This is a genomic window from Sporocytophaga myxococcoides (assembly GCF_000775915.1).
GTDB classification, from domain to species: Bacteria; Bacteroidota; Bacteroidia; order Cytophagales; family Cytophagaceae; genus Sporocytophaga; species Sporocytophaga myxococcoides_A.
In genome coordinates this window covers 52332-64966 of the sequence record NZ_BBLT01000004.1, presented here as the reverse complement: position 1 = coordinate 64966, position 12635 = coordinate 52332, and the positions used below count along the sequence as shown (strand labels likewise).

10 protein-coding genes and 1 tRNA gene are annotated in these 12635 nt (G+C 37.3%); 7 read left to right on the top strand and 4 right to left on the bottom strand.

Features of this window, described 5'->3' with window-relative positions:
• Positions 1-264 precede the first annotated feature (264 nt).
• Together MYP_RS10490 and MYP_RS10480 are read left to right on the top strand one after the other, a co-directional pair.
• Positions 265-2688: a T9SS type A sorting domain-containing protein gene (locus tag MYP_RS10490; RefSeq protein WP_052430096.1), complete on the top strand. Its 2424-nt coding sequence runs from the start codon at positions 265-267 to the stop codon at positions 2686-2688.
• Positions 2689-2795: 107 nt separating this feature from the next.
• Positions 2796-3701 carry an alkaline phosphatase family protein gene (locus MYP_RS10480; protein ID WP_045462770.1) on the top strand — a complete coding sequence of 302 codons (906 nt, stop codon included), beginning with the start codon at positions 2796-2798 and terminating at the stop codon, positions 3699-3701.
• Here MYP_RS10480 and MYP_RS10475 read toward each other — a convergent pair.
• From MYP_RS10475 to MYP_RS10465, 3 genes are all read right to left on the bottom strand, one after another.
• Positions 3693-4052, bottom strand: a complete 360-nt coding sequence (locus MYP_RS10475) for a group III truncated hemoglobin (protein WP_045462768.1) — start codon at positions 4050-4052, stop codon at positions 3693-3695. The genes MYP_RS10480 and MYP_RS10475 overlap by 9 nt on opposite strands.
• A gap of 86 nt (positions 4053-4138) precedes the next feature.
• Complete coding sequence (locus MYP_RS24970; protein ID WP_052430095.1) at positions 4139-5134, bottom strand: S1 family peptidase; 996 nt, start codon at positions 5132-5134, stop codon at positions 4139-4141.
• Entirely contained in the window at positions 5124-5702 is a 579-nt protein-coding gene (locus tag MYP_RS10465; protein ID WP_045463815.1) for an RNA polymerase sigma factor, read from the bottom strand. Before MYP_RS10465 ends, MYP_RS24970 begins: the two co-directional genes overlap by 11 nt.
• A 125-nt stretch (positions 5703-5827) precedes the next feature.
• On the opposite strand from MYP_RS10465, the gene MYP_RS10460 reads away from it, so the two are divergent.
• Entirely contained in the window at positions 5828-6064 is a 237-nt protein-coding gene (locus MYP_RS10460; protein WP_045462766.1) for a hypothetical protein, read from the top strand.
• A 75-nt stretch (positions 6065-6139) separates the two neighbouring features.
• The gene (locus tag MYP_RS10455; protein WP_045462764.1) at positions 6140-6949 is read left to right on the top strand and encodes a DUF4349 domain-containing protein; all 810 of its coding nucleotides are present in this window, start codon (positions 6140-6142) and stop codon (positions 6947-6949) included.
• Between the two features lie 140 nt (positions 6950-7089).
• Here the strand turns inward: MYP_RS10455 and MYP_RS10450 are convergent, their stop codons facing one another.
• Positions 7090-8100 (bottom strand): ABC transporter ATP-binding protein, encoded by a 1011-nt coding sequence (locus tag MYP_RS10450; protein ID WP_045462762.1) that lies wholly within the window; start codon positions 8098-8100, stop codon positions 7090-7092.
• A 136-nt stretch (positions 8101-8236) separates the two neighbouring features.
• Here MYP_RS10450 and MYP_RS10445 point away from each other — a divergent pair, with 136 nt between their 5' ends.
• The 3 genes from MYP_RS10445 (at position 8237) to MYP_RS25700 (ending at position 12633) form a co-directional block, all read left to right on the top strand.
• Positions 8237-9652, top strand: coding sequence for an MFS transporter (locus MYP_RS10445; protein WP_045463812.1), 1416 nt, complete (start codon positions 8237-8239; stop codon positions 9650-9652).
• A gap of 58 nt (positions 9653-9710) precedes the next feature.
• A tRNA-Val gene (locus MYP_RS10440) sits at positions 9711-9785 on the top strand.
• Positions 9786-10059: 274 nt separating this feature from the next.
• Positions 10060-12633, top strand: a complete 2574-nt coding sequence (locus MYP_RS25700; protein WP_081990479.1) for a family 43 glycosylhydrolase — start codon at positions 10060-10062, stop codon at positions 12631-12633.
• Positions 12634-12635: the final 2 nt, after the last annotated feature.

Genomic DNA, 12635 nt, shown 5'->3' with positions numbered 1-12635 from the left:
TTTAATGCCTTTTTTAAACTATTTCTGTTATTTTATTACTCTCTGTTGTAAGTTAGATTATTTGTTTTTCGTTTTACTTGTATTCTATTTTTTATTTGAATAGTTATATTTACAGTGTTGATACTAAGCTTTTTATTGGTACGTGAGTATTTTTATTGGTTTGGTCTATTTTTTTATTGAAATTTTTCTATTTGGCGGTTACTTTAGATTTTTTTGCGTATTAAAGTATATAATCTTCTGATTACTAACCAAAACATCTAAAAGATGAAACCCCTCGAAACTTTCGTGAAAAAAATTGTTTTGATTTTTATCACGATAATATTACATAATGGTCCTACCTTTTCCCAGATTTGTTCATCTGTCTCCAGCGGAACCAATCTTGTAAAAAACGGCGATTTCTCTCAGGGATATGCTGACTGGACTTATACCAGCGATCCATCCCGAACAAATGGTTACCTTAAGTTTGACCCTCCGGCTACTCAAAACTTTTCTTCTCCTGGTTTTATCCATGTGGGAAGTAACCCAAGTGTATTTAACTCAGCATTCAATGCAGCTTTAACAGATCACTCTCCTTCTGCAGATAATAATATGTTAATGGTAGACGGTATTTGTGTGCCGGGAATTAAACTCTGGCAGCAAAGCGGAATTGTTGTTGAGCCTAATACAAACTATTATTTCAGTGTCTGGATAAACGCATTAAAGAATAATAATGATCCTCCTGGTACTTTGCGGTTTACTGTTGGTACCACGGACTTACCAACAACTATTTCAGCACCTACTACAAGTGGAACATGGGTTAAATACGAAGCAGTCTGGAATTCAGGTACATCGTCTGGCCCTACGACTATTAGTATTGAAAATACTACAACTACAGGTTGTGATCAATATGTTGACTTTGCAATTGATGATATTTCGTTTATTCCTGGTTGTGCATATGGAGCTCCAGGTCCTCAGCCAAATCTGGGTGCAGATAGGACTATTTGTGGTACTGGTGGTTCAATTACTCTTGATGCTGCTATTCCTCATAATTCAACAACATCAGTTACCTGGTCAGATGGTCCTTCCGGAATGGGCATGTCTGCTCCTTATTCAAGGGTAATAACTGCCCCCGGTACTTATACCGTTTGTGTCTCTGATAATGGATCTTGTCCAAAATCTGATCAGATTGTTATATTAAATACTTTTACTGTGGATATTCCTAATCTTAGTTTATGCGATCCGGCTTCTGTTACACTAGATGCCGGACATGCAGGGGTTGGGGTTAAATATAAATGGTATAAAGGATTTCCGACACGTGCAGGTGGTAATGATTCTTCGAAGACTTTCTTTGTAAATACTCCAGGCACCTATAGGGTCGATGTTATAGATCCAACTTGTGGTACTGTATCAGACATTTCTGTCATTACGACAACTGCTCCTGTACCTCAGAATACAATATTTTGTCCGGTAAAAAATGCAACAGTTTCAGTGACTCCTGCAAATAGCGGTAAATATAAGTGGTGGAACAGTCCAACAGGAACTGCTCCTGCTAACCTGCTTCAGAAAGGAGGAAATACATATACCTTCTCTGCATCCGCAACTTCTGACTATACTTTTTATGTAGAAGATACCTCTTCATTTAAGGCAACAATAGGGCCTTCTTTGGCTTCTACCGGCTCTTTCACTGGTTTTGGCCAGCGTGGAGTACAAAATGAAACTAAGTTTGTCTTTGATGCAATAACACCATTTGTGATAGATTCTGTCTGGATGTATGTAATAGTTTATGGTTGTCCCACGACCATGGCTTTTAATATTGTAAATTCATCTGGTACTATAATACCTGGGGGATCTGTAACTTATAGTTATCCTACTGGCGCTGGTTGTACAGCAGGTGGAACATGGCAATGGGTAAAAGTACCTGCAAATGTTTCAGTACCGGCAGGGACAGGATATAGAATTGAATATGCTGAACCGGCTCCAAATAATCATGATATGGGATGGTATAATGGTGGTATGACATGGGGAACAACATATGCGTCTTCTGTCAGATTTGTCGGACCGATGTCTGGTCAGCCTGCCTCTTCTGTTCCTGGTATGTGGAGATGGGCAATATCTGCGGGCACTCCATGTGCCCGTGTACCGGTAAAAGCTATCTACGAATGTACGTTGCCTATAGAATTCCTGAATTTTGCTGCTAAAGGCATCAAAAATGGAGTTGAAGTAATCTGGAGTACAGCCTGGGAAAATAATAGTAATAACTTTATTGTAGAAAGATCTGTAGATGGTATATCCTTCCAGAAAATAGGTACTGTTCAGGCAAGTGGCAATACTTCATTGGTTACTAATTATTCCTTTGTTGACAAAAATCCTGTAAGTTCCGTAGCTTATTACAGAATCGTAGAAGTTGACACTGACGGAAGTCAAACAACAAGTAAGATGGTAGCTGTAAATTTTGAAAACCTGTTTTTCTCAGTTTATCCTAACCCCGCGAAGGATGTGTTGACTATTCAATCAATGGTAAACGAAAATCAGGAACTGGTGATAAGCATTCAAAACTCTTTTGGAAATACAGTGTACCAGAATAGCAGAACAGATCTGAAATCAGATGACGGTCTCGCTGTCGATATCTCAGGTTTTCCAAGTGGTTTGTATTTTGTAATGATAGAGGCAGGAAATATTCAAAAGGTATATAAAGTAATTGTAGAGTAATAGTTTCTATGTTTTGGTTAATTTAAAGTTGGGCGGGAGAGCGATCTCCCGCCTTTTTTATAACTTTTTTTAATCGTAATGACTTAAATATTCAGAAAGGTCTTGCGATGAGGAAAATTTATACCGTTTTGTTTTTTTATATTCTCTTTATTTCATCTGTTTTCAGTCAGAAGAGAATAGTTTTTATAGGAGTTGACGGGTTGGGTTCAAGAATACTGAAAAAAGCCAATACACCGGTGTGGGATAGTCTCGCTACTATGGGCTCGTATTCATACAATGTCAATGCAGTACTGCCCACTTTGAGTAATCCTAATTGGGCCTCATTGCTTATGGGGGTATCTACCAAAGATCATCAGATAAAGGATAATAAATGGAGAAAATCAGATTTTAAAGACCATTTTTTTTGCAATCAGGAGAAGGGAAATACTGTACCCACTATATTCAAAGTTATGAGAGATAGATACCCTGATGAAAATATAGTTGTGTTTCATGAGTGGAAAGAATTTACAGAACTAATAGAGTTTAATACTTTAACTTATAGTTATCATGAGAAAGGAAGTGGACTAATATTAAAAGCTTCTGATTATATAATTAAAGAAAAGCCATTGCTGACCTTTATTCATTTGGACCTTGTTGATAAAGCCGGCCATACTTATGGATATCGTAGTAATCAGTATAAAACTGCTGTCGAAAGAGCTGACTCACTTACGGGAGTTATACTTGAAAAGATGAGGGAAGGAAATGCGCTGGATAGTACAATTTTTATTATTACTTCAGATCATGGATTTAATGGAAAAGGGCATGGAGGCAGATCAAAGAAGTTAAGAGAGGTTCCTTTGATTTTAGCAGGTGTCGGAATTCCGGTTGGATTAAGGCTTCCGGATAGATTGCATAATTATGATCTTCCTGTTACGCTTGCCAGTATTCTAAACTGTACGATTCCTGGCTGCTGGAAGGGAGAGGTAATTAAGGCATTGATGGAATTGCCTGATAATAAAAATAAGTTACAATAAGGCCATTTTTGTCATGAATACTCGGGCAATGTTCATGGCTCTTGACAGGGCTTCATCTGCCTTAGGGCCTTCAAAATTTTCCTCCAGTGTAGCAGTAAATAACTGTATCCATCTTTCGAAATGCTCTTTTGTTACAGGCAGAGTCATATGTTTTGGAAAGGGTTGTCCTTTATATTCCATAGAACCAAAAAGAAGGCTGTTCCAGAAATCATACATAGTAGGAAGGTGTTCCGGCCAGTCCACTTCAGCATGACCGTTAAATATAGGTGACAGCAATTCATCACTGTTTACTTTTTCATAAAAGCGGTCAACTAATGTCTTGATATCGTTTTTGTTGGAGATGTCGTTCATGGTCTATCCGATCTTCATTCAAACAATTGATTTATTGCTTGAAGTTCAATTAACATAAATTTTACTCATATCACAATCGAAATTTTTTAATATATCTTCACCTTAAAAATATATTGATCCAAATGCTTAGCTTTTTCCTTTCTGTTCAGTGTTTTAAGCTTGTTTTTCTTATTTAGTTTTAAGTCTTCCTTTGAGTTTTTAATAAACTCCTGAATGATTTCAGATTTAACTGCATAAGAAGCTCCTGGGGAATCTTTTGGTTTTCCCTTAATCATTCCAATCAATTCACCTTTATCATTGAATACGGGACTTCCACTGTTTCCAGGGTTTGCAAATATATTCAGCTGGAAAGAAGTGGTATCCCCATTAAATCCATTGGTGCAAACGATCACACCTTCACCGTAAACCATATCTTTATCAGGGTAACCAAGTATGAAAGCTTTTTCAACAATCTCAGGTGCCTTAGTATAAAAGTTGTAAGCAGGAGCAGGAAAGTCTGTCAGGGAGTCAGAAATTTTTAGCAAAGCAAGATCATTAACTTCATCAAGCTTAATAATTCTGGCTTTGAAAGATTCTGTATTGTTTTCAACTTCTAGTTTATCAGCTCCCTTGAGACCGTGAGCAGTTGTGAGAATATAACCTTTGTTATTCAGGAGCAGGCCGGTAACAGACGCATTATATCCAGGAGTGCTAAGCTTTTTCGTAATAACCTGTTGCCATGTTCGGATATGATCAACATCTTTTTTCAGTGCTTTGTACTCATCATTATTGTTATTTGATTTCAAATAAAAATAACCTCCGAACAGGGTAAATAAAGAGGTCAGAGAAGCTGCCACTGCATATGTTTTTACGTTTATCCGGAATCTGCTAAGTTTCTTTTTTAAAGGAATAGCATCCAACCTTTGTTGCAGCGCTTGTCTTTCTGAATATTGCTGAAAGGTATTCAGCAGTTCATTATGTTGTTCAAACTTTTCTCTGAATGCAGAATCAGATTTCAGTTTAGCCTGAAATACCGATGTTTCCTGTGGATTTAATTCTCCTTTAAGGAATTTTTCAATTTCATCCCATAGTTCAGGCTTCATAACTTTCTGTTTCTTTAGATTGGTTGAAGAATATTTTTTTTAACCTTTGAAGACATTTGTACTTCTGGTTTTTTGCATTGTCTGCATTGGTATACCGGAATTTTATACTTATTTCTTCCATCGACTTTTGATGCATATAAAAGTCTTCAAGTAATCCTTTGCAAGGTTCTCCAATCAGGTTTAATGCAGATTGCAGTTTTATAAATTCGTTTTCTCTATGCTCAGCTTCATAAACTTCATCTTCGACAGAAATAAAGTTTTCAGATTCATTTGTAACTACAGGAAAACGTTTCTTCTCTGTTAGCTTTTTCAGCCAGAGATTTCTACAAATGGAATAAAGGAATGTCTTAGGCTGACATTGAAGTTTGAAATTTTCACTTTTCATTTTTTCATAGAAAATAATAAAAGCTTCCTGGTAGATATCCCTGGCTTCATTTTCAGAACCATTGTTTTTAACCACCATCCGGTTAATCATAGGAAAATGTCTTTTGTAAAGAATTTCCAGCGCTCCGGAAGAAGGATGATTGTACATTCCTTCAATCAGCTTCTCATCAGAAATAAAGTCCATTCCTTTAAATTTTGCCCTTTTAATACACAAACGAAAATCAGGTAACCCAATTTTAAAATATTTTTTTTATATGGGTTACCCTCGATAAAAAAATGGATGAAGTGTAAAATTTAACAAATATACCTATGAGAAATTTAATGATCCTTGCAGCTATAGCTGCTTCTTGTTTACTTACATCATGTGACTTTTTATCATTTAATAATTACGGTAAAGCAGGAAAACCTGCAGATACGACACAAAAAGCGCATGTAGAGGAAATTGATCCTTCAGAAATTGAACCCACATCAAAAGATTCTCTTATTAAATCAGAACTGGAAAAAGTATCAGAGGAAATCGACAGTGATGCGCCGGCTGCGAAATAGCATATTTTTTACTGTTAATCTTCCGGATCTCTTTCCGGAAGATTTTTCTTTTTATCCCTTTAAAATACTTTCCTTATGAAACGAATCATTGCTATTTCATTATTCTTTGTTAATATATTTTCCTCCTGCGCTCAAAAAGAAGAAAAGGCAGAAGCCTCGGACATTGCAAACCAATCGCAAGAGGTAGTTTCGATAGATGTAAGAAAAGATAGCCGGATTAAAGCCCCAGGAAAAATCATCCGCAAAGCCAATATAAAATTTGAAACAAAGGATCTTCAGAAGACAACAGCCGAGCTGGAATTTCAGGTAAATCAGTTGAATGGTTTCATGGAAAGCTCAGAGCTTTTGACCGGCAATTATGAACATTCATATAAAATGATTCTTCGTGTGCCGGCTTCTGCTTTTGATACTATGATCAGAATATTATCAAAAGAGGCATTGTTTATGAATGAAAAAACGATCACCTCAGAAGATGTTTCCGAAGAATTCGTTGATGTAACCTCCAGGTTAAAATCCAAGCGAGAGGTGGAACAAAGGTATATTGAACTATTGAGGAATAATGCCAAAACTTTGGAGGAAGTTCTGCTAGCAGAGCAACAAATTGCTTCGCTTCATGAAGAAATTGAAGCAAAGGTGGACAGGCTTAATTATTTGAAAGATCAGGTCAGTTATAGCACGATAGCTGTAAAATTTTATCAAAAGATAGAATATGTTCCTGAACCTGACATGACGGAAGTTGGAATGTTGGTGAGGTTTAAAGAAGCATTCAGCTCAGGGTGGGATGGAGTTATGAGTCTTGCGATAGGTTTAACTTATATCTGGCCTTTGTTAGTGATTATAGGAGCTGCCGTTTTATTCATAATAAATAGGAAAAGGATGGTGTAGAGACGCCATGCTGGCATCTCAAGAAACGGTGATAATAAATAACAATGGAAATATAGCAGGCATTATTCAAAGGTGAAGGCAAATTAAATTCAGCACATGGTGAACAGGGAGACGCCAGCATGGCGTCTCTACAATTTCATTCAATCCACAAAATGAATCTTGGATTTAATTAGTTTCACCATTATCTCATTTCCCGGAAAGATGTTCTTTTTTCTGGTATTGATACGTATTGTAATTTCATTTTTTACAGTTGCTACAACTTCATAGCTGTCACCTCTGTAATATATTCTTTCAACAGTAGCTTTGAAATCACCCTTGTCGTCTTTAGTAATGCTGAAATGTTCAGGTCTAATGCTGATTTTTGATTTTGTTGGTTTACATCCTGTAATACCTGTGCTTTGAAAGAAATTTTCAGCATCAAAAATATTTACTTTTCCAAATAAATATGCCGAATATTCATCAACAGGCTTCTCATATATTTTTTCAGGTACATCAAGTTGTACTATCTGTCCAGCCCTCATGATCATGATCCTGTCCGCCAGACTTAATGCATCCCCCAGATCATGGGTAATGAATATCAGGGTTTGACCTTCTTTCCGTAAATGATCCAATACCTGTATTTTAATCTGGTCTTTCAGCATTACATCCAGATTGCTGAAGGGTTCATCCATCAATAGAAGCTTAGGCCTGTCAGACATGGCCCTTGCCAAAGCAACTCTCTGGTGCTGACCACCTGAAAGCTCAGAAGGTAGTTTGTTTTCAAGACCTTCAAGTTTACAGACTTTAATAAGTTCATTCAACCGCTCGTCCTGTGCATCTTTGGAAAAATACCTCAACTGGTAGGTGATATTTTCTTTTACAGTATGTTTTGGAAAAAGATTGAATTCCTGAAAAAGCAGGTTGATATCAGGGTGACCCGGGACAAGGTTTTCGGAAGGACCTTTAACTTTTTTATTTTCAAGAAAAACACTTCCCTGGTCTGGTTCTATTAATCCATTGATGAGCTTTAACAGAGTAGATTTTCCGGAACCGTTTTCCCCAACTATTGCAATGAATTCTCCTTCGTTGCATTCAAATGATACATTGGTAACTGCAGATTCAGGTTGATTTGCGTATTTTTTAGAAAGATTTGATATCTTAAGAAAGGACATTACGTAAAACGATGAATGTAATTAATAGGAAACCAAGGTAAATCATTTATTGCTTTTTTCTTATTTTGCAGATAAAATTAATTGGGCAAATCCTGGTAATAAACCCACAGTAAAGCAAGTAATCCGCTATATATCAATGAAGAATAATAAAAAAATACAGAATGCCTGGTGCATGTATGACTGGGCTAATTCTGTTTATTCCCTTACTATTACCACTGCAATATTTCCAAGCTATTATGCAGCTGTTATGCCCGAAAGGCCGGATAAAGTAAATTTCCTGGGATTTGAGTTTTATAGCTCAGCACTTTATTCATTTTCGCTGGCAGCAGTATTTTTGCTTGCAGCCATTTTAAGCCCCATATTAACTCCAATAGCAGATAATACAGGAAAGAAAAAGTTTTTTATGCAGATGTTTTGCTATCTGGGAAGTTTAGGGTGTGCATATCTCTTCTTTTTCCATAAAGATGCCGGAGTCCTTTCTCAGTTTACTTTAACAACATCCATATTAGCTTTTATTTTGGCAGGATTGGGATACAGCGGTAGTATAGTATTTTATAATTCTTTTCTTCCTGAGATAGCAACGGAAGATCAGTATGACAGGCTTAGTGCGCGTGGTTTTGCTATGGGATATATCGGAAGTGTACTGCTTCTTATTTTTAATATCACAATGTTAACTATGCCTGATCTATATTTTAATGTTGATGGAAAGGTGGATGAATTGATGGCTTCAGGCCTTGCCAATCCGGAAGCTAAAGAACAGGCGAAGTCGTTTTATTCAGGACTGGCAGCAAGAATTTCTTTTCTCTCTGTTGGAATATGGTGGTTTCTCTTTGCTCAGTATTCTTTTTATTATCTGCCATCGAATGTTTATAAGAAAGAAAGTCAGGGTAACTGGTTATGGAGCGGATTCAGAGAACTTAATAAAGTACTTTCAGAAGTCAGAAAAGAAAGATACCTTAAAATTTTCCTGCCCGGATTTTTCTTTTACAATCTTGGAGTACAGACTGTAATGTACATGGCGGTAATATTTGCAGAAGGAGAGCTTAATCTTAAGATGAGTGAACTGATCATTGTTATCCTCATTATCCAGCTTCTTGCTATTGTTGGTGCAAATCTGAGTGCGAAACTGTCAGGCAAAATCGGTAATATCAGTACCTTGCGTTATATTAATATGATATGGGTACTTGTTTGTATAGCTGCATATTTTGTAAAAACGGATGTTCAGTTTTATGGGTTGGCAGTAGTGGTAGGATTTATAATGGGAGGAGTTCAGTCAATATCCAGATCTACTTATGCAAAACTGATTCCGGAACAGACCACAGATCATGCTTCCTATTTTAGTTTCTATGATGTGGCGGAAAAATTATCCTGCTTTTTCGGACTTTTTCTTTTTGGGGCAATAGAAGAACTGACAGGAAGCATGAGACCAAGTACTTTGACATTGGGTATTATATTTATCATTGGGATAACATTTTTGTCCTTTATTCCTTCTTTCAAATCTTATTCAGGACAAACTGAATTAAAATTGGACCATTCAGGAAAAAATGCATAGAGTTGAAATTTCAATTTGCATTTATAAATAAATAATATGTAATTCGCATTCATATTATGGGATGTTAGCTCAGTTGGTTCAGAGCATCACGTCGACAACGTGGGGGCCACTGGTTCGAGTCCAGTACGTCCCACTAGGACAAATCAGTCAAAGTGCTGGTTTGTCCTTTTTTATTTTTATTCAATCTCTTATTGTAATTGGCAAGCTAAATTAAAATTATTTTGCTTGATGGGTTACAAAAACCGATGATTGTAAATACTCCCCTCAGGAAGGAGCAGACTTATTCTTTGAAATGTTAAAAGTGCCGGAATGTTCATTTAGATTCCTTATCAAAATTACATTTTTTCTTCTTTTTGTTTACTAAATCTTAAGCTGTTTTGTAGGGGACATTATTTTGAAAGCTGTCTATGAAAACAATGTTATACCACTTCTTTTTACTTGCTTTTTTTTCTTTTGTTGCAGGTGATGTTACCGGCCAGATGGCAACTAACCCCATTATTTTTGCGGATGTTCCTGATCCTGATTTTGTCAGGGTAGGTGATACGTACTACATGAGCAGTACCACCATGCACTTCAACCCGGGAGTACCCATCATGAAGTCAAAAGACCTGGTGAACTGGGAGGTCGTAAACTATTGCTATCCCGTTATGGCTAATACTGATGCATTGAATCTCAATGCTGGAATGGAAGCCTATAGCGGAGGTACCTGGGCCAGCAGCATCAACTATTATAAAGGAACATTCTATGTCAGTTCTTTTTCCTATTCTACCGGAAAAACTTATATCTACAAAACTACCAATATTGAAACTGGACCGTGGACTACGATTACTTTAAATAAAGTGTATCATGATCATTCTCTTTTCTTTGATGATGATGGTAAAGTATATTTTGCTTATGGTCATGATAATATTCAGCTGACTGAAATGAAACCAGACTTGACAGGAGAACAGCCAGGGGGAGTAAACAAAGTCATCATCTCTAAAGCTTCATCCGTAGCTGGAAGCAATATGATATTGACTGCTGAAGGTACCAGGATGCAGAAAATTAACGGACAATATTATGTGTCCAATATCTGCTGGCCTTCGGGAAAGGGACGTACTCAGATCATTCACCGTTCAGGGAGTGTTGCCGGCACTTATACAGGCCGGATAGCCTTTCAATCTTCTAATGGTTCTGCTCAGGGAGAATATATCGACACGCCAGATGGAAAATGGTATGCAATGTTTTTTCACGATCATGGTGCCGTAGGTCGTATCCCTGACCTGATGCCTGTAACCTGGAGCAATGGATGGCCAACAGTAGGGGTAAACGGACAGGTACCGGCTACTCTGGATATTCCCAAAGGGGCAGGATCACTGAAAGGAATTATTACTTCAGATGAATTTAGCGCTGCACCTCCATTAAAACTACAATGGCAATGGAATCATAATCCTCAGAACAATTACTGGTCACTGACCCAACGTAGTGGTTATTTACGGTTAACAAACGAACGTACGGATGCTAATGTGCTTCGTACTACTAACACTTTGACCCAAAGAACCTTTGGTCCGAAATGTTCTGGTTATGTTTCTATAGATGTCTCAGGTTTGAAGGATGGAGATTATGCAGGATTGGTGGCTCTTCAAAATAAATATGGTTTGGTGGGGGTAAAGATGACCGGTACAAGTAAAAGTATTGTAATGGTAAATGGAACAGGTTTTAGCGGGACACCTGTTGAAGTGGCCAGTGTTCCTGTAAATCAAAATACTGTTTATCTGAGGATAGATTTTGATTTTACCAACAGGACTGATAAAGCTTATTTTTATTACAGTTTAAATGGCTCTACCTGGACCGCAATTGGTTCAACACTTCAAATGAATTATGATCTGGAGCATTTTGTGGGGTATCGGTTCGGATTGTTTTCTTATGCCACTAAATCAAGCGGAGGTTATGTTGATTTTGACTTTTTCCGGGTAGGAGCTAATATTACTGAAGCCCAGAATGTAGGTCCTGTAGTCTCAATTACAAGTCCGGCAAATGGGACACGCTTTAATGCAGGATCAGATATAAATATAACTGCTACTGCAATTACTACTGCAGGAACCATAGCAAACGTTCAGTTTTATAATGGAAATACCTTGCTCGGTTCTGATAATTCTTATCCTTATTCCTACAACTGGATGAAAGTATCGGCGGGCATTCATCTTTTGAGGGTAATTGCTACAGATAATGCAGGAAGAACTTCAGAAAGCCAGGTAAGTGTAACTGTAAATGTTCCCAAAGGACCTTTTAATGGTAATTCTCATTCCATTCCTGGAATGATAGAAGCAGAGGATTATGATGAAGGAGGTGAAGGGGTTTCTTTTCATGAGGTCAATACAAATGGTAACGAAGGAGGAGCGACTTTTAGAAATGATGAAGTTGACATTGAAAGGACAGGGGACGTTTCTGGTTCTTTTAACATAGGTTATATTCTTAAAGGAGAATGGCTTGAATACACTGTAAATGTAACTGAAACAGGAATCTACGATGTGAAGTTCAGAGTGGCAGCAGATGGAACAGGCAAAACATTTCATGTAGAAATGGATGGAAAGGATATTACCGGAGTTGTTTCTTTGCCAAATACAGGAGGATGGCAGAACTGGGAAACCATTGCTGTGCCTGGTATCGAGCTTATGAAAGGCAAGCATGTGATGCGGATTGTTTTCGATTCAGATTATATGAATCTGAACTGGATTGAATTTACAAATGAAGTTATTACAGATCTGGAAAAGGAAAACAACTCACCTGTCAGGTTATTTCCCAATCCTTTCCAGGAAGTCCTTCAGATTATCTGTGATGAAAAAACGGAATACCAAATTCTGGATCTTACAGGGCGTGAGTTAGAGTCTGGTATTCTATATAGTAATGCTACAGTTGGAAAGTCTCTTCCCAAAGGTCAGTATCTGTTGAAACTTACCAGCGAAAAAGGCATGAAGGCAGCTAAAATACTTAAACAATAATA